Genomic DNA, 22,760 nt, shown 5'->3' on the forward strand with positions numbered 1-22,760 from the left:
CAGCCCTATGCAGGACAGCAAGCCGATAGAACAGAAAGTGGAAATGTGGACCGACGGAGCCTGCAAGGGCAATCCGGGGCCGGGCGGCTGGGGCGTGCTGATGCGCGCCGGCGCCCACGAAAAAACGCTGCACGGCGGCGAGCGCCAGACCACCAACAACCGGATGGAGCTGCTGGCCGTCATCGAGGGCCTGCGGGCGCTGAAGCGCTCCTGCGTCGTCACCATCCACACGGACTCCCAGTACGTGATGAAGGGCATGACCGAATGGCTGGCCAACTGGAAGCGTCGCGGCTGGATGACGGCGGACAAGAAGCCGGTGAAGAATGCCGAACTCTGGCAGGCGCTGGACGAGCAGGTGGGGCGCCATCAGGTGTCCTGGCGCTGGGTCAAGGGGCATGCCGGCGACCCCGGCAACGAGCGCGCGGATCAGCTGGCCAACCAGGGCGTGGAAGTGGCGCGGCGCTCCTGAATGGCGCGTCGCGCCCGGGGTGGCATTGGGAAATACCCTGAAATCCAGGGAATCGGGTCGATTTAGTTCTTTCATCGCGCTTCCGGATTGTTCCAGTATGTAAATCCGGGTGCTACAGTGCCTACCCTCTAATCTGTTCCCGCGGCGCCCGAACGGGCGGGGTCGACCGGCCGGCGCCGCCACGACGCCATCTCCATCGTGATGAAAAATATCTCTTGTGCCGCGGACGCCGCGCGCGCCGGCCGCGTCTCGATTGGACGCGGGGCATCCGTACAGGACCGGGCGCGCGATGCCGCGCCCTTGGCGCAGGCCTGGTCCGGGCCTGCCGCTGCCGCGGCGGGGCAGGGCGCCGTCCAGGGAGCGTCGCGCGATGAATAAGCCGGCGTTGTTGGCCGCCGTGACGGCGGGCCTGGTCGTCGGGGCCGCGCTGGGCGTCTATGCGCCGCGCTGGTTCGCGTCTGGCGCGGGGGCGCCGCAGGCGGTTGCGTCCACGCAGGCGCCCGCCAAGCCGGCGGCGCAACGGGTGCAAGTCGCCGCGGTCAGGCAGGTGCCTTTCGCGCGCGGCATCTCGGCCGTGGGCAGCCTGCGCTCGGACGAGTCGGTGGTGCTGCGGCCGGAAGTGGCCGGTCGCATCCAGAGCATCGATTTCAAGGAAGGGCAGCCCGTGGCGCGCGGGCAGGCGCTGGTGCGCCTGGACGACTCCGTGCCGCGCGCCGAGCTGGCGCAGGCGCGGGCCAATCTGACGCTGGCCCAGACGCATTACCGGCGCGCGGTCGAGCTGCAGGGCAAGGGCTTCGTTAGCCAGAAGGCGCGGGACGAGTCCGCCAGCTCGCTAAAGGTACAGGAAGCCGCCGTGGCGCTGGCGCAGGCACGCCTGGACAAGATGACCATCACCGCGCCCTTTTCCGGCATCGCCGGCCTGCGCAGCGTGTCGGTGGGCGATTACGTCAACCAGGGGCAGGACCTGGCGCCGCTGGAAGCCATCGACCCGCTCAAGGTGGATTTCCGCGTGCCGGAAATGTATCTGAACAAGGTGGGCGTGGGCCAGCAGCTGACCTTGCGCATGGACGCGCTGCCCGGCGAGGATCGGCCCGGGCTGGTCTATGCCGTGAGTCCGCTGGTCGATGCCGGCGGCCGTTCCATCCTGCTGCGGGCCACGGTGGCCAACCGCGACGCGGTGCTGCGTCCTGGCATGTTCGCCCGCGTACAACTGCAGTTCGCGCAGGACCAGGCGCTGGTCGCGCCGGAGGCCGCGCTGACGCCTTCGGGCCAGGCGCAGTACGTCTATCGGGTACGCGACGGCGTGGCCGAGCGGCGCGCCGTGACCATCGGTGAGCGCCGCGAAGGCCTGGTCGAGATCCTGACGGGCGTGGGCGAGGGCGACCAGCTGGTCGTGGCCGGCCTGCAGCGCGTGACCGACGGCGCGCCCGTCCAGATCGTGGGCGACGGCGCCTGAGGCGCCGGTCCCAGCCATTCTTCAAGGCGGTTCGCCATGCGCATTTCCGAAACCTGCATCCAGCGGCCGGTGTTCGCATCGGTCCTGTCGCTGATCATCGTGTTGATCGGCCTGATCTCGTATTCCCGCCTCACGGTGCGCGAGTACCCCAAGATCGACGAGCCCATCGTGTCGGTGGACACTACCTACAAGGGCGCCTCGCCGGAGGTGATCGAGTCCCAGGTGACCAAGCCGCTGGAAGACCAGCTGGCCGGCATCGAGGGCGTGGACGTGATGACCTCGCGCAGCCGCTCCGAGCGCAGCCTGATCAACATCAAGTTCAACCTGAAGCGCGATCCGGACGCGGCGGCGGCCGAGGTGCGCGACAAGGTCTCGCGCGCGCGGCGCTTCCTGCCCGACGAGATCGACGAGCCCATCATCGGCAAGGTCGAGGCCGATTCCCAGCCCATCATCTACATTGCCGTCGAATCGGGCTCGCTGTCCGCCATCCAGACCTCCGACTACATCAACCGCTACATCAAGACGCGCCTGTCGGTGCTGCCCGGCGCGGCCGAGGTGCGCGTGTTCGGCGAGCGGCTGCCGTCCATGCGCATCTATGTGGACCGCGACAAGCTGGCGGCCTACGGGCTGACGGTGCAGGACGTCGAGGCCTCGTTGCGTAGCCAAAACGTCGAGATCCCGGCCGGCCGCATCGAGTCGCGGGCGCGCGAGTTCTCGGTGGTGTCGTCCACCGACTTGCAGACGCCAAAGCAGTTCGAGAATGTGATCGTCGCCAACGTCAAGGGCTATCCGGTGCGGCTGCGCGACGTGGCCAGGATCGAGATCGGCGCGGCCAACGACCGCGTGCTGTCGCGCTTCAACGGCAAGCCCGCCATCAATATCGGCGTCACCCGGCAGTCCACCGCCAATCCGCTGGAGCTGTCCAAGGCGGCGCGCGAGGAAGTCGAGCGGCTGAACCTGAACCTGCCGCCCGGCATGAAGCTGAACATCGCCTATGACTCGTCGGTGTTCATCGAACGCTCCATCGATTCGGTGTTCCGCACCATCGTCGAGGCCATCATCCTGGTGGTGCTGGTGATCTTCTTCTTCCTGCGCAACCTGCGCGCCAGCATCATCCCCATCGTCACCATCCCGGTGTCGCTGGTGGGCGCCTGCGCGCTGATGTACCTGTTCGGCTTTTCGATCAACACGCTGACGCTGCTGGCCATGGTGCTGGCCATCGGCCTGGTCGTGGACGACGCCATCGTGGTGCTGGAGAACATCTTCCGCCACATCGAGGATGGCATGCCGCGCAAGCAGGCCGCGTTGCAGGGTTCACGCGAGATCGGCTTCGCCGTGGTCGCGATGACGCTGACGCTGGTGACGGTGTACGCGCCGCTGGCCTTCGCCACCGGCCGGACCGGCCGGCTGTTCATCGAGTTCGCGCTGGCCCTGGCCGGCGCGGTGCTGGTGTCGGGCTTCGTCGCGCTCACGCTCACGCCGATGATGTGCTCGGTGCTGTTGCGCCACCAGAGCAGCCACAGCCGCTGGTACAACCTGATCGAAGGCTGGCTCGAAGCCCTGGGCAAGGGCTACCGCAAAGCGCTGGGCGTGTCGCTGCGGCACCGCTGGGCGGTGGTCGCGGTGGGCGTGGCCGTGGCGGCGGCCAGCGGCGTGCTGTTCAAGGTGGTCAAGAGCGAGCTGGCGCCGATCGAGGATCGCGGCGTGGTGTTCGGCATCGTCAGCGCGCCCGAGGGTGCCACGCTGAACTACACGCTGGAGAGCATGCTGGGCATCGAGCAGTTCTACGCTGACATCGGCGAAGCCAGCGGCAGCCAGGTCACGGTGGGCTTTCCCACGGTCACCGACGGCACGGCCATCCTGCGGCTCAAACCCTGGGAAGAGCGCAACCGCAAGCAGCAGGCCATCACCCAGGAGCTGCAGCCGAAGTTCGCCTCGCTGCCGGGCGTGCGCGCCTTCCCGACCAACCCGCCGTCGCTGGGCCAGTCGGCCCGTTCCAAGCCGGTCGAGTTCATCATCATGAGCCAGGCCTCGTATGCCGAGCTGGCGCGCCTGACCGAGGTGTTCCTGACGGAGCTGCGCAAGTATCCGGGCCTGATGAACCTGGACACCGACCTGCGCCTGAACACGCCCGAACTGCGGGTGCGGGTGGACCGCGACAAGATGGCCGACGTGGGCGCCAACGTGGACACCGTTGGCCGGACGCTGGAATCCATGCTGGGCGGGCGCCAGGTGACGCGCTACAAGGACGAGGGCGAGCAGTACGACGTGATCGTGCAGGTGACACCGCGCGACCGCGCCAATCCCACGGATATCTCCGGCATCTACGTGCGGGCGCGCGACGGCAGCATGGTGCAGCTGGATAATCTGCTGGGCGTGCACGAGGGCGTGTCGCCGCAGTCGCTCAACCACTTCAACCGCCTGCGCGCCGTGAAGATCGACGGCGCGGTGGCGCCCGGCTATGCGCTGGGCGAGGTGCTGACGCACATGCACCAGGTGGCGCGCGAGGTGCTGCCGACCACGGTGGTGACGGACCTGGACGGCCAGTCGCGCGAGTTCCGCGATTCCTCGGGCAGCATCTACCTGGTGTTCGCCATGGCGCTGGCCTTCATCTACCTGGTGCTGGCGGCGCAGTTCGAAAGCTGGCGCAATCCCTTCATCATCATGCTGTCGGTGCCGCTGTCCATGACCGGCGCGCTGTTGGCGCTGTGGCTGAGCGGCGGCACGCTGTCGATTTACAGCCAGATCGGGCTCATCACGCTGGTGGGTCTGATCACCAAGCACGGCATCCTGATCGTCGAATTCACCAATCAGCTGCGCGACGAGGGCAGGGAACTGTTCGAGGCCGTGACCGAGGCCAGCGTGCTGCGCCTGCGTCCCATCCTGATGACCACGGGCGCCATGGTGCTGGGCACCGTGCCGCTGGCCCTGTCGCACGGCGCCGGCGCCGAATCGCGCCAGCAGATCGGCTGGGTCCTGGTGGGCGGGCTGATGCTGGGTACACTATTGACCTTGTTCGTCGTGCCGGTGGCCTATACCTTGATCGCCACCGCGCGGCAGAAACCCGGCCATGCCGGCGGCACGCAACCGCAAGCCCCGGCACAGCCGCCGGCCGCTCCCGCGTCCGCGGCGTCGGCCCCAGCGTCGGAATAGCTTTACACATATGCGCCAGATCATCTTTGACTCGGAAACCACCGGACTGGACCCCGCGCAGGGCCATCGCATCGTCGAAATCGGCTGCGTGGAACTGGTCAACCGGATGTCCACCGGCAACAACCTGCACATCTACCTGAACCCGGACCGCGACAGCGATCCCGAGGCCTTGGCGGTGCACGGGCTGACCACCGAGTTCCTGTCGGACAAGCCGCGCTTCGCCGACGTGGCCGACGAGTTCGTGAAGTTCATCGCCGGCGCCGAGCTGATCGCGCACAACGCCGCGTTCGACGTGAAGTTCTTCAACGCCGAACTGGCCAAGACCGGCCGCAAGCCGATCACCGAATACTGCGAGACCGTCACCGATTCGCTGCTGCACGCGCGCTCGCTGTTCCCCGGCAAGCGCAACTCGCTGGACGCGCTGTGCGACCGTTTCGGCATTTCCAACGCGCACCGCACGCTGCACGGCGCCTTGCTGGACGCGCAGCTGCTGGCCGAGGTCTGGCTGGCCATGACGCGCGGCCAGGACGCGCTGCTGATCGATGTCGAGGAAGACGCCTCGGCCGGCGGCGCGGGCGTGGTGCTGACCAAGTTCGATGCGTCCGGGCTGCCGGTGTTGCGCGCGGATGCCGCCGAGCTTTCCGAGCACGAAGGATATCTGGCGGCGCTGGACAAGTCCGTAGGCGGCGAATGCCTGTGGCGCAAGATGGAGCCGGCGGCGGGCTGAATTCGCGCCGCCAACAAATAAATTGGCGACCGACTTGCACGCCCAGAAAAAAACGTGCTAATATTTCGCCTCTTTCGGGGTGGTTAGCTCAGTGGTAGAGCACTGCCTTCACACGGCAGGGGTCACAAGTTCGAAACTTGTACCACCCACCAATTTCACCAGATGCCGCTTGCGGCGCCTGGCATCCCGAAGCGAAGAACCCGGCATCAGCCAGTTTGCTCGCTCAGCGGGATCAAAAAAGCCAACCTTTGCGGGTTGGCTTTTTTCTTTGCGCCGGCTGGGCGGATCGCCGATTGCGCAACGCGCGGTTTCCATCTTTTCACGCCTCATGCCGCCGCGCGATTGCGGGCCGGGCATGCGCCTGGCTGCCGAGCGGCGGCAGGCATTCTTGATCTACCTCAATCATCGTTCCTGGGCTTGTCGTTGCCACGGCCCGCGCATGCCTATCATGAAAGCGCGGCCCCGACGGGCCGCCAGCCGGGCAGGCAGCCTCGGCCTGGCGGCGCGATGAGGCGGCGCCGGTCCGCAGCCGCGGACCGGACACGAAAACAGGAGAACGCCATGCACCCCGACACCAACACCATGTTGATCATCATCGTGGCGGGCGTGGCGCTCATGCTGCTGGGCTTTGGCCTGCGCGACCGCAACATCGGCATGGGGCTGATGGGCATCGGCCTGGTGACCGCGCTGGGCACCATCATCTACAAGGCCTACATCACGTTCAATTGACGGGGCGAGGACGCCCTGGCGCAGCCTGCGCGCGGTACGCGCGGGCGTGAATCAAGCGCCGGATTTCGCGGCCGCGCGGGCGGCGCGCGCCAGGATGGCGTCGAGCTGGCTGGCGAAGGCGCGGCGATCCGCCTGGCTGAGGGCCGGCGGGCCGCCGATGTCCACGCCGCTGGAACGCAGTTCTTCCATCATGTCGCGCATCGCCAGCCGTTCACGGATCGTGCCGGCGTCGTAACGTTCGCCGCGCGGGCTGAGCGCCATCGCGCCCTTGGCCAGCACGTCGGCCGCCAGCGGGATATCCGCCGTGATGACCAGGTCGCCGGCCTCGGCGTGCTGCGTGATGTGGGCGTCGGCGACATCGAAGCCACGCGGCACCTGGACCGCGCGGATCAGGGGCGAGGGCGGCGTGCGCAGCGGCTGGTTGGCCACCAGGGTCAAGGGCAGGCCCGCGCGCTGGGCGGCGCGGAACAGGATGTCCTTGACCACCACCGGGCAGGCGTCGGCATCGACCCAGATGTGCATGCTCAGGCGTCCAGCGCTTTCTGCAGCAGTTCGGCCACGATCTCGTTGGTCGAGACGCCGCGGGCCACGGCCATGGCGCGGATCTGGTCGGCGTGGACCTGGGACAGCTTGAGCGGGAAGGGCACCAGGCCGGCGGCCTGGTCCAGCTTGCGCTGTTCGCGCCGGTCGGGCAGCTGGGAGGCCGTGCCGAAGCGGTCCGGCGTGCCGGATTGCTTGAGTTGGCCGGCCAGTTTCAGGGCCTGGTTCTTTTGCAGATCGAATTTGTTCATCGCGATTTCCTGTGAGGGAGCGCCATCATATACGCAGGCCGCCTAGGGCCGCGTTGGCGTTTTGGGGTTTTCCAGGGCGCTGAGGCCTTCCTCCGCGCCGTCATGCAGCGGCACGCTCAGGCCGCGCCGGGCGGTCGCCACGCCCACCTGAGCGCCCTGGGGCGAGCCGCCTGCCAGCAGGTCCTGGCCGGTCTGGTACACGGCTCGCACGATGCTCAGCGCCTCATCGCGGGTCAGCTCGGACGTGGTCAGCAGCAGGGCGGCCGTGCCTACCGTCGCCACCGCTACGGGCTGGTCCGGATAGGTGCCGGCGGCGATGTCGATCGGCATCAGCACACCGTCCTCGCCGGCAGTCAGCGCCTTGATGGCGGCGGGATCGAGCGGCAGCAGCTGGAGCTTGGCCTGGGCCAGGGCGTCGCGCAGCGGCGTGGCCGGCACGCCGATTACCTGGGCGGCGGCATCGAGGTCGCCGGCATTCAGCGCCGGCAGCGAGGCGCTGAATGGCGTGTCGACCACCGTGTAGTCGCGGCCGGCCTGCATGCCATGCGCGGCCAGTACGCGTTCCAGCGTCGCGCGCACGGCCGAGCCTTGCGGACCGAGGGCGATGCGCTTGCCTTTCAGGTCGCGCACGTTGCGCAGCCCGGCGTCCCGGCGCACCACGATGTGCACCATTTCCGGATACAGGCTGCCCAGCGCGCGCAGCGACGAGAACGGCGCCTGGTCGGCGAAGGGGCCCTTGCCTTCGTAGGCCAGGCGGGCGGTGTCGGCCTGGGCCAGCGCCACGGTTACGTCGCCTGCGCGCAGCAGCGCAATGTTCTCCGCGCCGCCGCCGGTGATGAGCGGGGTGATGCGGATCTGTTGCAAGCGGCTGGCGCCGGCAAGGGCGCGGGCAAAGGCCACGTACTCGCCTCGGTCCGGCCCGCCGGCCAGCGGATAGCCGTGCTGCAGCCGGCTCAGGCGGCCGTTGATGCGCGACACCGAGCGTTCCAGCTCCTGCTGTACGACATGCTGCGCGGTGCTGGAGGCGCTGTAGGCGACAGAGTGCGTGATCTGGTCCAGCGTGTCCAGCAACTGGCGCGTGACGGTGGGCGGCGTGCCGCTATCCAGCGTGGGCGCTTCGGCGGCCTTGAAGCCGGCTGGCGTGACCAGGGTCCAGGCGTCGCCGTCCTTGCGGTAGATCGCGCTGGCGTGCGCGACGATGCGGTCGCCAGCCTGGTTGCCACTGGACTTGACGCCGCTGATGCTGCGCGGGCCCGCGCCCAGCAGCGTCACCAGCGAGGCGGCGCCGGGCTTGTCCCAGGCGCCGAGCGTGATGTCGCGGTTCAGCCGCAGTTCCACGTCGTAATAGACCACGCGTCGGGTTTCGCCGGCCGGCGCGGTGCTGTCCGCGGCCGAGCCGCGCCGCTTGAGGTCGGCGATCTTGAATTGGTCCGCGCCGTAGGTGGCGGTCAGGCCGCGCTCGACGTCGGCGCGCAGCGCGTCGGTATCGGGGGCGCGGCCGCAGGCGGCCAGCGTCAGGCAAAGGGCGATGAGGGCGATGCGCTTGAGCATGCTTACATCCCTCCCACGAACGGCAGCGAGATCAGCGAGGTCAGCACGATCACGTTGAGGATGTCGACCAGGAAGGCGCCGGTCACCGGCACCACGATGAAGGCTTCGGGCGCGGGGCCGTGGCGGCGCGTCAACGCCTGCATGTTGGCGATGGCGGTCGCCGTCGCGCCCAGCGCGAAGCCGCAGAAGGCGGCCGACATGATGCTGGCCTCGTAGTCGCGCTTGAGCGCGCGGAACATGACTAGGGAGGCGTACAGCGCGCAGAACAGCGTCTGCACCGCCAGCATCAGCGCCAGCGGCCCGGCCAGGCGCGCCACGCTGGACAGGTCCAGCGTCATCATGGTCATGCCCAGGAACAGCGACAGCGCGACGGTGCCGATGATCTCCGTGGCGCGGTCGTCCAGCTTCAGCCCCAGGCGCGCGCCGCCGTTGCGGATGAGCACGCCGGTGGCCAGGCACCACAGGAAGTTGGGCAGGCTGACCGGCGCATTCTCGACCAGCGTGGCGAGATAGCCGCCCAGCGCCAGGCAGATGAAGGCCGCGGTCAGCGACACGATGAACGAGCCGGACGTGGACGGCGCCTGTTCCTCGCTCAGGTCCGGCGCGTCATGGCTGGCCGCGGCATGGTCCAGGCTGCCGGCCAGCTTGTGGCGGCGCATGAGCCATTCGGCGACCGGGCCGCCGACCACGCCGCCCAGCACCAGGCCCAGCGTGGCGGAAGTCATGGCCAGCGCCATCACGTCCTGGATGTTGTTGAAGTCGGCGAAGCGCGTGGCGTAGGCCGCGCCGGTGCCGTGTCCGCCGACCAGCGTGATGGTGCCGCCCAGCAGGCCCATGAGCGGGTGCATGTCCAGCAGCCAGGCCATGCCCAGTCCCACCGCGTTCTGCAGCACCAGGAACGGGATCAGGGCCAGCAGGAAGGCGATCAATCGCGGGCCTCCCTTGGCGAGCAGCTTGAGGTTGGCGGTCAAGCCGATGCAGCCGAAGAACAGCAGCAGCAGCGTGGGCCGGATGCTGGTGTCCAGCGAGACGCTGACGCCGCCCCAGTTCGACAGCAGGTAGGCGGCGATGGCGAACAGCAGGCCGCCGACGATGGGATCGGGGATGCTGTAGCGCGCCAGCACGCCGATGCGGGAGGTCAGGACGCGGCCGATGACGAGCACCAGGCAGCAGGCCAGCAGGGATTGGACGGGCGTGAGAGAAATCATGGAATCCTTCGCGCCCTGTCTGGGCGCAGCAAATTCAGGCTGTCGGAGCCGTCGCCGCCGTATCGCAAAGCTGCGTCCTATCTTAATAGGTCACGCGGCCATGTCGTGGCCGCCGGCGGCATACGGGCGTGGGCAGGCGGCGCGCCTGCCGGAAGGGGGGCGGGGCCCCCGGATTCAGAACGGGAAGGCGCGCGCCATGTAACTGGCGTTCGGCCCATAGCCGGCCAGCTTTTCGGCCAGTCCGGCGGCGCCGGCGTCCACGGGCGCGTAGCCGTGGCGGCGCCAGTAGCTCACCGCGCCTTGCAGCGACACCAGGCTGGCGCGCAGCAGACCCTGCGAGGCGGCCTGGCCGGCCGCCTGCCGCAGCAACGCCTGGCCCACGCCCAAGCCTTGGGCCGCCGGCGACACCGCGCAATCATGCAGGAACCAGTGGTCGGCGCCGTCGGGCAGGACGTCAAGCTCGACATCCAGCACGGGCGGCAGGCCCGCGTCCCAGGGATACGAGATCAGATAGCCGAGCGTGCCGGATTCCGCGCCGTCGGCGATCCAGCAGTGTCCGGGCGCGAGCGCGAGCCGGTTCAGGAAGAATCCGGCGCTCTCCAGCAGGAAACCGGGGTAGGCCAGGGCCTGGACGGCAAGAATGCCGTCCACGTCGCCGGGCCGCATCGGGCGGACTTGATAATGCATAACAACCTGTGAAAACAAAGACTTCCGCGCATTTTACCGGTGGGCGGGGAAGTGCTGCTTTTACGCGGCTTTACAAATTGGGGACATAGTTTTACGGGAACTGAACGCGAGTTTATTCATTGCGGCGCCGGGATCCCTAGACTGGTTCACACGTGCATTTCCGCAGCCAGGCGCTCGGCGGCATTTCATGAAAATTCAACGAGGCCCTGCTCATACTGCCCGCCACAGTACCCCGTATTACGAGTTACGACAGAGAGCCCATGCATAGCCAATTCCGGTCTGCTTCCGTGCCACCCCAAATATTGCCCAACGTGTTCCCGCTCGGGGCCGCCCGGTCCGTGGCGGCCGCGCGGGCGCCTTATGACGCCAGGGTGAGCTGCGTCATCCCGTGTCTGAACGAAAGCGCCAACCTGGGCATTCTGCTGCCTTTGCTGCGCAACCGGCTGTCTGCCTTGTGCACGAGCTGGGAGATCATCGTCGCCGACGATGGCAGTACCGACGGCACCGAGGCGCTGATGCAGGAATGGACCGAGCACGCGGGCTTCCGCTACGTGCAGCTGTCGCGCAATTTCGGCAAGGAGGCGGCGCTGAGCGCGGGCCTGGAATCGGCCACCGGCGATGCCGTGATCTGCCTGGATGCCGACCTGCAACACCCGCCCGCGCTGATCGAGCAGATGCTGGCCCGTTGGGCCGCGGGCGCCGAAATGGTCTACGCCGTGCGCGAGACCCGCGCCGATGAGTCCTGGGCCAAGCGCGCCGGCGCGCGCTGGTTCTACAAGCTGCTGAGCGGCGCGCGTGGCGTCGATGTGCCCGCTCACGCCGGTGATTTCCGCCTGATGGATCGCAGCGTGGTGGACGCGCTCAATGCCTTGCCCGAGCGCACCCGTTTCATGAAGGGGCTGTACGCCTGGGTCGGATTCAAGGGCGAAGCCCTGCCTTATACGCCAGACGAACGCCTGCATGGCAGCAGCCGCTTCAGCGGATTGCGCCTGTTCCGCCTGGCCCTGGACGGCCTGACCGCGTTCACGACCTGGCCGCTGCGCATGGTCAGCCTGGCCGGCGTGCTCATGGCCTTGCTTGGCCTGTGCTACGCCGCGTACCTGGTGGCTGAGTATCTGGTGCTGGGCAACCCGGTCTCCGGCTGGACCACTATCGTCACGGCCGTGCTGTTCTTCGCCGGCGTGAACCTGATCTCGCTGGGCGTGGTGGGCGAGTACGTCGCCCGCATTTTTGATGAGGTCAAAGGGCGGCCGCTGTATGTCGTGCGCCGCAGACAGGGACGCCCCGTCTCCAGCGACGGGGCGACGGACTGATGGCCAAGATCATGCAACAGCCGGCCCGCTCCGAATGGACGCCGCCGGCGGGATGGTTCTTGCTTGTCATCGGCGCCTGGCTGGCCGCCCTGATCTGGTACCGGCCGTTGACGCTGCCCGACGAGGGCCGCTACGCCGGCGTGGCCTGGGACATGCTGCGCGCCGGTTCGCATGGGGTGCCCTTGCTGGACGGCATGCCCTATTTCCACAAACCGCCGCTGTACTACTGGCTGTCGGAGTTCTTCTTCGCGCTGTTCGGGCCGCATCCGTGGCTGGCCCGCCTGCCGTCCTGGCTGGCCGCCTGGGGCACGTCGATCGCGCTGTATTTCTTCGTGTTGCGCCATCGCGATCGTGCCACCGCCACCATGACCACGCTGATCCTGGCCAGCATGCCGTTCTTCTACGGTGGCGCGCAGTTCGCCAACCTGGACATGCTGGTGGCCGGCATGATCTCGCTGTGCGTGCTGGCCGCGGCAGAGACCGCGTTGCGGGCCGAGCGGGGCCAGGCCTATCGCGCCATGTCGCTGGCCGCGGCGGCGCTGGCCGGCCTGGCCGTGCTCGCCAAGGGCCTGATCGGGCTGGTGCTGCCTGGCGCCGTCCTGTTCATCTGGCTGGTGGCCGGCAAGCGCTGGCGCGGCCTGAAGGCGCTGGTCTGGCCGCCCGCGCTGCTGCTGTTCGCGGCGGTCGCGGTGCCGTGGTTCTGGCTGATGCAGACGCGCTTCTCGGGCTTCTACGATTACTTCTTCGTCTACCAGCACTTCCAGCGCTTCGCCGCGGCCGGGTTCAATAATGCCCAGCCATTCTGGTTCTACCTGCCGGTGATTGTCGGCCTGGCGCTGCCCTGGTCCCTGTGGGGCGGCGGCATCCTGCGCAAGACCTTCTGGACCGGGCCGACGCGCGAGCTGCGCCTGCTGGCGGCCATCTGGGCGGTGGTCATTCTGGCGTTCTTCTCGCTGCCGGCGTCCAAGCTGGTGGGCTATGTGCTGCCGACCTTGCCGCCGCTGGCCTTCCTGCTGGCCGAGGTGGTGGTGGCCGCCTGGCGCAATGAGCACGACACGATCACGCCCAGGCTGGTGCGCATCAGCGCCAGCGCTGGCGCCTTCATCTGCGTGCTGGCGGTGGGTATCGCCGGACACAACGCCCGGGGCAGCGCGGAACCCCTGGCCGATGTGATCCGGCCGCAACTGCAGGCGGACGATACCTTCGTGTCCCTGCATGCCTATCCGTTCGACCTTGCGCTCTACATGCGCGCGCCCAAGCCGTCATGGGTGGTGGATGACTGGCTCAATCCCGAAATCCCCATCCGCGACAACTGGCGCAAGGAGCTGTACGACGCCGCCAAGTTCGATCCGGCGATGGGCAGGCAGGTGCTGATCAGCAACGAGGAATTCAAGGCCAGGCTGTGCGCCGCGCCGGACGGCGCTCGCTACTGGGTCTGGGGCAACAATTCTGACGGGGCGGACTACCCGGCGCTGCAAGGCCTGACGCCGGCGGCGACCAGCGTCAAGTTCCTGATCTGGAAGGTCGAGGGCGGGCCGGCGCTCAGGCAGCGGGTTTGTGGCGGAACGCCCAAAGCCGGCTGACCACGAATGTGAGCACGGCCAGTCCGATCAGGATCAAGGCGAGCAGCACGTCATAGCGGAGCGCCGTGGCGTGCAGCAGCCAGGCATAGGCGCCCTCGTTGACCAGAAAGCCCGCGGCGGACACGAGGAAGAAACGTCGGATGGCTATCGTCCAGGGTATGCGACTATGGCGGAACGTGAGCCGGTAGTGTCCAATGAAGGACACCGCGAATGCGACCAGCCAGCCGAGCAGGTTGGCGACCAGCGGCGCCGCGCCGGAGAGTTCGACGCAGGCCACGGCCACCGCCCAGTGCGTGGCGGCGGCAGCGCATCCGACGGCGACAAAAAAAACGAGTTGTTTGAACAGGGCGCGCATGCGGGGCGTGCAGATATGGAAGTACGGGGTGAGTTCTTGATCAAGCACGTGATTGTGTGCGGCGATGATTTTGGCATGAACGCCGACATCGATGAAGCCATGATTTCGTTGGCCGGGCTGGGGCGCATGAGCGCGGTCAGCTGCCTGACGCTGGGGCCGACGTTCCAGGCGAACGCGGCGCGCCTGGCCATGTGCGACATCGATCTCGGGCTGCACCTGAACCTGACCGAGACGCTGTCGGATGGCGCCGAGATCATGCCGCCCCTGTCCCGCCTGATCATGCGCGCCTATGCCGGACGGCTGGACGCCGCCTGGGTCGATGCGCAGCTCGAACGCCAGTTCGACGCTTTCGAGGCCGCGTTCGGGCGCATGCCCGACTATGTCGACGGCCACCAGCATGTGCATCAGTTGCCAGTCGTCCGTCAGCGCCTGCTGGCCTTGCTCAAGCGTCGCTACGGCGGACGCATGCCCTGGCTTCGGCAGACCGCGCCTGGCGTGCTCAGCGGCATTCCGCTCAAGGAATCGTTCAAGGCCCGTGTGATCGGCGCGCTGGGCGCTGCCGCGCTGGGACGGGACGCCGCCAGGGATGGCCTGCGCACCAATCGGCGCATGCTGGGCGTCTATGGATTCGAGGGCGGCAAACGGCATTATGCAGAGCTGCTGCAGAACTGGCTTTTCAATGCCTGCGACGGTGATCTGCTGATGTGCCATCCCGCCAAGGACAGCAGCGGCGATTGCGCCATGTCGCGCCAGCGCCGCGCGGAATACGAAGTGCTGGCCTGCCCGAAGATGGGCGAATGGCTGCGCACCAACGGCGTGCGCATCGCGCGCCTGGACGCCGCGCCGCACTGATCCCGCGCGGTCTCACGCCTCGATCAGGCTCTGCAACAGCCAGGCGCCGGCGGGACCCAGCGCGCGCCGCATGGACCAGACGGCGTCCACCCGGGTGTGCCGAGGCCAGCCCGGCACGGGCAGCTCCACCAGCTGATCGGCGCCGTAGCGCTGCACCATCCAGCGCGGCAGCTCGGTCCAGCCATATCCCTGGCTGGCCATTTCGCACAGCATCAGATAACCCGGCGCCGACCAGGTCGATTGCGCCGGACTATCGTCCTTGTTGTCCAGTTCGTAGGTGCTGAGCCGCAATTCGCGTTCCGCGCGCAGCTGCTCGCTGGACACGTGCGGCAAGGCGGCCAGCGGGTGGCCACGGCCCACGCACAGCACCAGCTCCGATTTTTCCTTCAACGCCGAATAGCCCACGTCCGGCGGATAGCTGTCCTGCGCCGCCATCAGGCCCAGGTGCGCGCGGCCCTGCTGCACCAGGGCCACGACGTCCTCGTATTCCGCGATCAGGCATTCGAACCGCAGCGTGGGATAGCGCCGGTCGATCTGGCGGAGCATGGTGGCGAAGGTCTCGGACTGGAAGGTATCGGACAGCACCACGGTCAGCCGGGGTTCCTGTCCTTCGGACAATTGGCTGGCGCAGCGGTTGAGCCGGTCATTGGCCGCCAGCACCTGTTGCGCCTGCGCCAACAGGGCCTGGCCGGCTTCGGTCAGCGACGGCTGCCGCTGGCGGCGGTCGAACAGGGACACATTCAAGTCCACCTCCAGGTTGGCGATGGTCTCGCTGATGGTGGACTGGCTCTTGCCCAGCTTGCGGGCGGCGGCGGAGAACGAGCCTTCGGCGGCCACCAGCGCGAAGGCGGCCAGCGATTCCAGGGAGTGGCGCATGATGGGGGCTCATGGTGTTATCGGTTTTTCCGATGGAAACCATCTTTATGGTACCGGAATAGTCGTGGACAATCTGCCCCGTTGATGAAACAAACGACCTCAGGTGGGTCCATGACGCAAGCCAAGAAAACCCTCAAAGAACGATTCCTGCACGCTTTCCTGTTCGAAATCCTGGCCATCGGCCTGTGCGCGCCCGTCGCCGCATGGGCCATGGGCAAATCGCTGTTCGAAATGGGCGTGTTGACCGCCGTGATCGCCTGGATCGCGCTGGTCTGGAACATGATCTACAACGCCGGTTTCGACCGCCTGGAAAACCGCTATGGCCTGACGCGCAATCTTCGGCTGCGCGTCATCCACGCCTTCGGCTTCGAACTGGGCCTGATCCTGATCGTGATCCCGCTGGCCGCGTGGTGGCTGGAAATCACCCTGTGGCAGGCCTTCGTGCTGGATATCGCGCTGGTGCTGTTCTACCTGCCCTACGCGTTTTTCTACAACCTGGCCTACGACAAATCCCGTTCGCGGGTGATGCGCTGGCTGGAGCGCCGCCGTGGCGACGCGTGCGAGGCGGCCGCGGTCACGCCCCGCTGAGCCAAACCGGCGCAACCAGGTTCCCTGGCGGCGTATCCGGGCGTCCGCGCGCAGCTGGCGGGGTGTGCCCAGTCGTCTTGCGCGGCTAGCCCTGCTTGCGGCCGTAGGCCCGCGAGGCGTCGCGCATGAAGGCGCCCACCGCCGTTTCGTACTGCGCGCCGCTGCGGAACGCGCCCGAATGCGAAGCGCCTTCGATCTTCACCAGCCGCTTCAGGCCGGGCGTGACGTTGTGGGCCGCCTCGTACAGTTGATCGCTCATGGTGTGTGGCACCACGCGGTCGGCGGTACCATGCATGAACAGCATGGGCGTGCGCATCAGCGCCACCTTCTCGATTGAATCGAAGGGCTGCGTGATCAGCAGGCTGGCGCCGGGCAGCTTGCCCCATTTCATCGTGGCCAGCATCGCGCCGATGCTGGTGAAGCTGGATTCGACGATCAGGCCGGCGAACGGCGGCTGGTTGGGCCGGGACGCCAGGTCGATGGCGATGGCGCCGCCCAGGCTGTGCCCATAGATGAAACGGCGCGACGGGTCGGGCTGGCGCCGGGCCAGTTCCCGCAGGCCGGCGACGGCGTCCTGTTGCGCGGTGGCCTCGGACGGCAGGCGCGGCGTGGACGCGCCGAAACCGCGATAGTCGATCGCCAGCACCGAATAGCCCATGCGGGTCCAGCCCTCGATGCGGAAGGCGGCGCCGTTCAGGCTCCAGCGCGCGCCGTGCAGGTAGAGCACCGTAGGTGCGTCGGCGCGCGGACTTTGCCAGTACCAGGCGCGCACGCGTTCGCCGCTGCCGACATCCAGGTCGAAGACCTCGGTGCCGGCGGCAGGTTCGCGCCACCAGGTCTGGGGCTGGGGTTCGGGCGCGAAGATCCTTTGCCGTTGCCAGGCGTCGAGCTGTGTGCAGCCGACGACGCTGGCGGTGGCGAGCACGGCGACGCCGATCAGGCGGCGGAAGGCGGGGCGGGACAAGGCGGGCATGTTCGGTGCGACGGTTGGGCGCCAAGGGTGGTTCCCCAGGGCGCCGGAAGGGCGGCTAGAGCATACCCCGTGCGCGCACGGACTCGGCGCGCGCCTGGTGTCCAAATGTACTTGCCTACTGCGTGATTGGACGCGGATCGCGCGTCAGCGCCAGCCAGGCCTGCGCCGCGTGCGACAGATAGCCGCCGCGGCGCCAGACCTGCACCATTTCCCAATCGGTGCCGGGATCGTGCAACGGCACGCGGCTGACGCCGGCGTGGGTTTCCTCGTGGGCCTTGATGCGTGGCAGGAAGGCCACGCCCAGGCCGGCGGCGACCAGGGCGACGATGAAGTCGGTCTGCCCGCTGCGCGCCGCGACGGTGGGCGTGAAGCCCGCGCGCTGGCAGGCATCCTGGATGATGCGGTTCAACGCGAAACCCGTCTCGAACAGGATGAAGGGCGTATCGCGCAGCTCGACGAGGCCGACCGCGGCCGCGCGGGCGCGCGGATGATCGGCCGGCATCAGCGCGATCAGCGGTTCGCGCGCCACCGGCTGCCAGTCGAAGTTGTCGGGCACCGGGCGCAGCGTGGCGGCCAGTTCGATCTCGCCCGCCATCACCATCTCTTCCAGCCGCCGGCTGCCGTGTTCCACCAGGCTGATTTCGATGCGCGGATAGCGGCTGCGAAAGCGCGCGAACAAGGGCGCGAACAGCGAGCTGCTGCCCAGCCGGGGCAGGCCCAGGCGCAGCACGCCGCGCTGCAGGCCGCGCAGCGCATCCAGCTCGGCGCGCAGATCGTCGCGTTCCGCCAACATCGACAAGGCGCGTCGATAGACGATTTCGCCGGCCTCGGTCAGCCGGGGCGGGTAGACCTGGCGGTCCAGCAAGGGCATGCCAAGCTCGTCTTCCAGCTGCTTGATCGCCTTGCTGACCGTGGGTTGCGTGGCGTGGATGGTCTTGGCGGCCTGGGAAAAGCCGCCCTGGCGGACAACCTCGACCAGGGCGCGCAAGGGGCGCAATTCCATGGGTATTCCTAAATAGAATTCTATGAATTCATCGAATTCATTTTATCTATGTGTCCGGCGGGCGTAAAACGAAAGGGCCGTAGGAATCCTCATATGTTCTTGTCCCGTCGTCTTCTATACGCGCGCATCGCCCTGCGCCGCAGCCGCCTGCTGCAAATCGGGCTTTTGATCCTGTTTTCCCTGCTTGGCCAGGCGCTGGCCGGCTGGTCCGGCCTGCCGCTGCCCGGCGGCGTCATCGGTCTGGGCCTGGTGCTGGCCTTGCTGGCGTCGCGCCTGCTGCGCGCCAGCAACCTGCAGCGCGGCGCCAGCCTGCTGCTGGGCGAGATGCTGCTGTTCTTCGTGCCGGCGGTGATGTCGCTGCTGGATCACCGCGAATTCATCGGCATGCTGGGCCTGAAGCTGTTGCTGGTGATCGTGCTGGGCACCGCCCTGGTCATGGCGGGCACGGCGATCACCATCGAGCTGTGCCATCGCTGGATGAACCGCCATGCATCCTGAATTCCATCTGCTGTTCTGGCCGGCGGCCACGGTGCTGGCCTATGTCTGCGCGCGGCTGTCGTACCGGCGCCATGCGCGCTGGTGGACGTCGGCGCTGGTGCTGGCGCCGGCGCTGCTGCTGGCACTGGCCTTGGCGCTGCACACGGGATATCGGGAATACATGGCGGGATCGCATTGGCTCACCGCCATGCTCGGTCCGGTGATCGTGGCCTTTGCCCTGCCGCTGTACCAGCAGCGCGCGCTGATCCGCCGTTACTGGCCGGTGCTGACCGCCGGGGTGGCTGTGGGCAGCATCATCGCCGGCGTCAGCGCCTGGCTGCTGGGCGGCATGCTGGATTTGCCGGCGGATCTGCGGCTGAGCCTGCTGCCGCGCTCGGTCGCCACGCCGTTCGCGATGACGGTGTCATCGCATGTGGGCGGCGTGCCGGATCTGACCGCCGTGTTCGTGATCGTGACCGGCGTGGCCGGCGCGGCGATCGGGCAGCTGGTGCGCGGCTGGCTGCCGCTGCGCTCCTCGCTGGCGCGCGGCGCGTTGTTCGGCATGGGCGCGCACGGGGCGGGAACCGCGAAGGCCCGTGAGCTGGCGGCCGAGGAGGGCGCGGTCGCGGGCCTGGTGATGGTGATGGCGGGCCTGTTCAACGTGCTGGTCACGCCGGCCGTGGTGGCCGGCCTGCTGGCCCATTGACGGGTTTCAGCGCAGCAGGTCCAGCGCGATTGGATACAGCGAGGCCACCAGCAGCAGCGCCATGCCGACGTTGAAGGCGCGGATCGCGGCGGGCTTGTGCAAGACGCGGCGCAGCGCGGTGCCGAAGGTGACCCAGACGCCGACGCTGGGCAGGTTGACCAGCCCGCAGACCACGGTGGCGATGACCAGATTGGCGAAGAAGCTGGCCTGCGGCGTGTAGGTCGCGATGATGCCCACCGCCATGACCCAGGCCTTGGGATTGACCCACTGGAACGCGGCGGCCTGCAGGAAGGTCACGGGCCTGGCGCGGCTGACGCCGTCCTTCATCTCGCCGGCATTGGCGATCTTCCAGGCCAGGTACAGCAGATAGGCCGCGCCGGCGTACTTCAGCACGGTGTACAGCGAAGGGACCTGCTGGAACACCGAGCCCAGGCCGATGCCGACCAGGAACACCATCAGCGTGAAGCCGATGCTCACGCCGAGCAGGTGCGGAATGGTGCGCCGGAAGCCGAAATTCAGCCCGGACGTGGCCAGCATCACGTTGTTGGGCCCGGGCGTGATCGAGCTGACCAGCGCGAACAGGGCCAACGGGCCGAGCAGCGACAGGGAGGTGAGGGGCACGTCGGCCCAGCTGGCGGGGATCAAACTCATGTTGCGGTCCTTATGGGTGCCCGGCATTCGCTTACGGAAATGTCTGTGCGATGGGGCGAGCTGCCGGACGCGCACTTGCGGGTCGGCGGCATTGCTGTCACTCTACGCATAGTTATCGGTACAGTACCGGTACACTTTGGCAACTCACTTTATCAACTGGCCTGGTGGTAATCCCATGACAGTCGCTCCCGCCACGTCTTCAACCCTGCCCTGGCAGCCCGTGCGCCAGGCCGATGCCACGTTGGTGGCGCAGTTGGCCGAGGGCTTGGCCCGCCGTATCGACGAACAGGGCCTGCGCCCCGGCACCCGCCTGCCATCCATCCGCAAGATGGCCGAGCAATCCGGCGTCAGCCGCTTCACCGTGGTGGAAGCATACGACCGGTTGGTCGCTCGCGGGCTGGTGCAGTCGCGGCGCGGGGCGGGCTTTTTCGTGCGCGCCCGCAGCGGCTCCCTGGCCGCCGTCGCGCCCGCGCCTGCCAATACCCTGGCCGCGCCGGCCAGGGTGGACGTGGCCTGGCTGCTGCGCAGCATGTTCCGCGAGACGTCCGCCCACGGCATGCCGGGCGGCGCCGGCCTGCTGCCGCCGGACTGGCTGGATCCCGAAATGGTGGCGGGCGCCGTGCGCGCGGTGGGCCGGTCGGTGCGCGGCCAGCTCGTGTCCTACGGCCACCCGCAGGGCTTCCTGCCGCTGCGCCAGCAGATCGCCGCATCGCTGCAGAGCGAGGGCGTGCCCGCCCATCCCGAACGCAATCTGCTGACAACCAACGGCGTCACGCACGCGCTGGACCTGATCGCGCGGCACCTGGTCAAGCCCGGCGATACGGTGCTGGTCGAGGATCCCGCGTGGTTCCTGATTTTTGGCCGCTTGGCGGCGTTTGGCGCCCGGCTGATCGGCGTGCCGCGCGGACCGGACGGTCCGGACACGGCGCTGCTGGAACAGCTGGCCGCCGAGCACAAGCCCAAGCTTTTCATCATCAACAGCGCGGTCCACAATCCCACGGGCCATACGCTGTCGGCCGGCATCGCCTACGACATCCTGCGAATCGCCGAACGCCATGATTTCCTGGTGGTCGAGGACGATACCTACGGCGATCTGCATCCGGGCGGCGCCATGAAGCTGGCCGTGCTGGACCGGCTGCGGCGCGTGATCCTGGTGAGCGGCTATTCCAAGATGCTGGCCGCCAGCCTGCGGGTGGGCTACGTGGCGGCGCACCCCGACATCCTGCAGAAGCTGGCGGACCTGAAGATGCTGGCCGGGTTGACCTCGCCGGAGCTGGGCGAGAGGGTCATCCACCGCGTGCTGATGGAAGGCCAATACCGCCGCCACGCCGAGCGCGTCCGCGCCCGGGTCGACGAGGCCCGCCGGCGCTGCGTGCAAGGGCTGACGGCGTTGGGTCTGACCGTGCCGCGCGAACCGCATGCCGGCATGTTCGTGTGGGCCGACTGCGGACGCGACAGCGAGGTGCTGGCGCGCGAGGCGGCCGACCAGGGCCTGCTGCTGGCGCCGGGCACGCTGTTCTCGCCGTCGCAGGCGCCGTCCGCCATGGTGCGTTTTTCCGTCACGATGGTGGACCACAATGACATCTGGGCCAAGCTGGAAAAACTCTTCACGCCCGGCCTCTCCTGCAATAATAATGGGCAGCACTCCACCTGAAGGAACCGCCATGTCCGCACCGATCAAGCCCCTTACCGAGAACTTCGCCGTCGCGCCGCAGCTGGGCCCCGACGACATGGCCGACGTGGCCGCCGCCGGCTACAAGAGCGTCATCATCAACCGTCCGGATTTCGAGGGCGGTCCCGACCAGCCCACGGCCGCGGACGTGTCCAAGGCCGCCCAGGCCGCCGGCCTGCAGATCGAATACCAGCCGGTCGTCGGCAGCGCCATGACGATTGCCGACGTGCAGCGTTTCGCCGAGCTGCTGCATACCTTGCCCGGCCCGGTGCTGGCCTACTGCCGCACGGGCACCCGGTGCACCAATCTTTACGCCGCCGCCCAGCAGCTGGCTTGATCGGCGTCAAGGGCGCCAGGTTCGCTTGATGCGAACCTGGCGGGTTTTTCCGGTAGCATGGAGACTGTCCTCAAACCAGGAGCAGGCAAGATGTTCAAGAAGATCCTGATTCCCACCGACGGTTCGCCGCTGTCCGCGCAGGCCGCCAACGCGGGTATTTCGTTCGCGCGCTCCGTGGGCGCCGAAGTCGTTGCCCTGTACGTGACCCAGCCCTTCGCGGCCACCATCGGCTTTGACGGCATGGCGGCCGCCTATGCCATCACCGACGAAGACTACGAGAAGGCCTCGGCCGAGCAGGCCGACAAGTACCTGAAGCAGATCACCGATCGCGCCGACACCGCCGGCGTGAAGTCCGAGTCGCGCGCCGTGTCCAACTTCAACGTGGCCGACGGCATCGTCCAGGCCGCCGCTGACCAGGGTTGCGACCTGATCTTCATCGGCAGCCACGGCCGCAGCGGCCTGTCGCGCCTGCTGCTGGGCAGCGTCACCGCCAAGGTGCTGTCGCTGGCCAGCACCGCCGTGCTGGTGTATCGCGTCAAGGAAGACAAGAAGTAAGCGCGCGGGTGGCTTCAGCCGTCCGTCAGTGCGCAGCCCGCGCGGGCA

24 protein-coding genes and 1 tRNA gene are annotated in these 22,760 nt (G+C 67.9%); 15 read left to right on the forward strand and 10 right to left on the reverse strand.

Going from position 1 to position 22,760, the window contains the following annotated elements:
- The first annotated feature begins 7 nt into the window (after positions 1-7).
- The 6 genes from rnhA to AC6LJ9_RS01485 all read left to right on the forward strand — a co-directional run bounded on the left by rnhA (position 8) and on the right by AC6LJ9_RS01485 (position 6,534).
- Entirely contained in the window at positions 8-469 is a 462-nt protein-coding gene (gene rnhA / locus AC6LJ9_RS01460) for a ribonuclease HI (protein WP_212312348.1), read from the forward strand.
- 370 nt (positions 470-839) lie between these two features.
- A complete protein-coding gene (locus AC6LJ9_RS01465; protein WP_498146202.1) occupies positions 840-1,925 on the forward strand; it encodes an efflux RND transporter periplasmic adaptor subunit in 1,086 nt (361 codons plus the stop codon).
- A gap of 36 nt (positions 1,926-1,961) precedes the next feature.
- Entirely contained in the window at positions 1,962-5,078 is a 3,117-nt protein-coding gene (locus AC6LJ9_RS01470) for an efflux RND transporter permease subunit (RefSeq protein WP_212312350.1), read from the forward strand.
- Positions 5,079-5,088: 10 nt separating this feature from the next.
- Positions 5,089-5,805, forward strand: coding sequence for a DNA polymerase III subunit epsilon (gene dnaQ / locus AC6LJ9_RS01475; RefSeq protein ID WP_498146203.1), 717 nt, complete (start codon positions 5,089-5,091; stop codon positions 5,803-5,805).
- A gap of 77 nt (positions 5,806-5,882) precedes the next feature.
- Positions 5,883-5,957 (forward strand) — tRNA-Val (locus AC6LJ9_RS01480).
- 409 nt (positions 5,958-6,366) lie between these two features.
- Positions 6,367-6,534: a tellurite resistance TerB family protein gene (locus AC6LJ9_RS01485; protein ID WP_103272424.1), complete on the forward strand. Its 168-nt coding sequence runs from the start codon at positions 6,367-6,369 to the stop codon at positions 6,532-6,534.
- A gap of 51 nt (positions 6,535-6,585) precedes the next feature.
- Here AC6LJ9_RS01485 and AC6LJ9_RS01490 read toward each other — a convergent pair whose 3' ends face one another.
- From AC6LJ9_RS01490 to AC6LJ9_RS01510, 5 genes are all read right to left on the reverse strand, one after another.
- Positions 6,586-7,056, reverse strand: a complete 471-nt coding sequence (locus AC6LJ9_RS01490; RefSeq protein ID WP_103272425.1) for a YaiI/YqxD family protein — start codon at positions 7,054-7,056, stop codon at positions 6,586-6,588.
- Between the two features lie 2 nt (positions 7,057-7,058).
- Complete coding sequence (locus tag AC6LJ9_RS01495; protein ID WP_498146204.1) at positions 7,059-7,325, reverse strand: hypothetical protein; 267 nt, start codon at positions 7,323-7,325, stop codon at positions 7,059-7,061.
- 42 nt (positions 7,326-7,367) lie between these two features.
- Complete coding sequence (locus AC6LJ9_RS01500) at positions 7,368-8,876, reverse strand: TAXI family TRAP transporter solute-binding subunit (RefSeq protein ID WP_498146205.1); 1,509 nt, start codon at positions 8,874-8,876, stop codon at positions 7,368-7,370.
- A gap of 2 nt (positions 8,877-8,878) precedes the next feature.
- On the reverse strand, positions 8,879-10,084 hold the full coding sequence (gene gltS, locus AC6LJ9_RS01505) for a sodium/glutamate symporter (protein WP_212312355.1): 1,206 nt from the start codon (positions 10,082-10,084) through the stop codon (positions 8,879-8,881).
- Positions 10,085-10,258: 174 nt separating this feature from the next.
- Positions 10,259-10,750 carry a GNAT family N-acetyltransferase gene (locus tag AC6LJ9_RS01510; protein ID WP_212312425.1) on the reverse strand — a complete coding sequence of 164 codons (492 nt, stop codon included), beginning with the start codon at positions 10,748-10,750 and terminating at the stop codon, positions 10,259-10,261.
- A gap of 281 nt (positions 10,751-11,031) precedes the next feature.
- On the opposite strand from AC6LJ9_RS01510, the gene AC6LJ9_RS01515 reads away from it, so the two are divergent.
- Both AC6LJ9_RS01515 and AC6LJ9_RS01520 read left to right on the forward strand, forming a co-directional pair.
- The gene (locus AC6LJ9_RS01515) at positions 11,032-12,084 is read left to right on the forward strand and encodes a glycosyltransferase family 2 protein (RefSeq protein ID WP_498146206.1); all 1,053 of its coding nucleotides are present in this window, start codon (positions 11,032-11,034) and stop codon (positions 12,082-12,084) included.
- On the forward strand, positions 12,084-13,667 hold the full coding sequence (locus tag AC6LJ9_RS01520) for an ArnT family glycosyltransferase (RefSeq protein ID WP_498146207.1): 1,584 nt from the start codon (positions 12,084-12,086) through the stop codon (positions 13,665-13,667). Before AC6LJ9_RS01515 ends, AC6LJ9_RS01520 begins: the two co-directional genes overlap by 1 nt.
- Here AC6LJ9_RS01520 and AC6LJ9_RS01525 read toward each other — a convergent pair.
- Positions 13,627-14,022, reverse strand: a complete 396-nt coding sequence (locus tag AC6LJ9_RS01525; protein ID WP_498146233.1) for a GtrA family protein — start codon at positions 14,020-14,022, stop codon at positions 13,627-13,629. The genes AC6LJ9_RS01520 and AC6LJ9_RS01525 overlap by 41 nt on opposite strands.
- A 75-nt stretch (positions 14,023-14,097) precedes the next feature.
- Between AC6LJ9_RS01525 and AC6LJ9_RS01530 the strand changes: the two genes are divergently transcribed.
- Positions 14,098-14,874, forward strand: a complete 777-nt coding sequence (locus AC6LJ9_RS01530; protein WP_498146208.1) for a ChbG/HpnK family deacetylase — start codon at positions 14,098-14,100, stop codon at positions 14,872-14,874.
- Between the two features lie 12 nt (positions 14,875-14,886).
- On the opposite strand, the gene AC6LJ9_RS01535 is transcribed toward AC6LJ9_RS01530, so the two are convergent.
- Positions 14,887-15,750 (reverse strand): LysR family transcriptional regulator, encoded by an 864-nt coding sequence (locus tag AC6LJ9_RS01535; RefSeq protein WP_212312360.1) that lies wholly within the window; start codon positions 15,748-15,750, stop codon positions 14,887-14,889.
- 111 nt (positions 15,751-15,861) lie between these two features.
- On the opposite strand from AC6LJ9_RS01535, the gene AC6LJ9_RS01540 reads away from it, so the two are divergent.
- Positions 15,862-16,338 (forward strand): multidrug/biocide efflux PACE transporter, encoded by a 477-nt coding sequence (locus AC6LJ9_RS01540; RefSeq protein ID WP_498146209.1) that lies wholly within the window; start codon positions 15,862-15,864, stop codon positions 16,336-16,338.
- Between the two features lie 85 nt (positions 16,339-16,423).
- Here the strand turns inward: AC6LJ9_RS01540 and AC6LJ9_RS01545 are convergent, their stop codons facing one another.
- Positions 16,424-17,311, reverse strand: coding sequence for an alpha/beta hydrolase (locus tag AC6LJ9_RS01545; RefSeq protein WP_498146210.1), 888 nt, complete (start codon positions 17,309-17,311; stop codon positions 16,424-16,426).
- 115 nt (positions 17,312-17,426) lie between these two features.
- Positions 17,427-18,314 carry a LysR family transcriptional regulator gene (locus tag AC6LJ9_RS01550; protein ID WP_498146211.1) on the reverse strand — a complete coding sequence of 296 codons (888 nt, stop codon included), beginning with the start codon at positions 18,312-18,314 and terminating at the stop codon, positions 17,427-17,429.
- A gap of 93 nt (positions 18,315-18,407) precedes the next feature.
- Between AC6LJ9_RS01550 and AC6LJ9_RS01555 the strand changes: the two genes are divergently transcribed.
- Positions 18,408-18,812 carry a CidA/LrgA family protein gene (locus AC6LJ9_RS01555; protein ID WP_498146212.1) on the forward strand — a complete coding sequence of 135 codons (405 nt, stop codon included), beginning with the start codon at positions 18,408-18,410 and terminating at the stop codon, positions 18,810-18,812.
- On the forward strand, positions 18,802-19,497 hold the full coding sequence (locus AC6LJ9_RS01560) for an LrgB family protein (RefSeq protein ID WP_498146213.1): 696 nt from the start codon (positions 18,802-18,804) through the stop codon (positions 19,495-19,497). The genes AC6LJ9_RS01555 and AC6LJ9_RS01560 overlap by 11 nt, the downstream gene beginning before the upstream one ends.
- A gap of 6 nt (positions 19,498-19,503) precedes the next feature.
- Here the strand turns inward: AC6LJ9_RS01560 and AC6LJ9_RS01565 are convergent, their stop codons facing one another.
- A complete protein-coding gene (locus AC6LJ9_RS01565; protein WP_498146214.1) occupies positions 19,504-20,148 on the reverse strand; it encodes a LysE family translocator in 645 nt (214 codons plus the stop codon).
- A 220-nt stretch (positions 20,149-20,368) separates the two neighbouring features.
- Here AC6LJ9_RS01565 and AC6LJ9_RS01570 point away from each other — a divergent pair, with 220 nt between their 5' ends.
- From AC6LJ9_RS01570 to AC6LJ9_RS01580, 3 genes are all read left to right on the forward strand, one after another.
- Positions 20,369-21,802 carry an aminotransferase-like domain-containing protein gene (locus tag AC6LJ9_RS01570; RefSeq protein WP_498146234.1) on the forward strand — a complete coding sequence of 478 codons (1,434 nt, stop codon included), beginning with the start codon at positions 20,369-20,371 and terminating at the stop codon, positions 21,800-21,802.
- Positions 21,803-21,812: 10 nt separating this feature from the next.
- Positions 21,813-22,157: a protein tyrosine phosphatase family protein gene (locus tag AC6LJ9_RS01575; protein WP_498146215.1), complete on the forward strand. Its 345-nt coding sequence runs from the start codon at positions 21,813-21,815 to the stop codon at positions 22,155-22,157.
- Between the two features lie 90 nt (positions 22,158-22,247).
- Positions 22,248-22,712, forward strand: coding sequence for a universal stress protein (locus AC6LJ9_RS01580; RefSeq protein WP_103272441.1), 465 nt, complete (start codon positions 22,248-22,250; stop codon positions 22,710-22,712).
- Positions 22,713-22,760: the final 48 nt, after the last annotated feature.

This window comes from Achromobacter sp. 1011811831 (genome assembly GCF_059760905.1).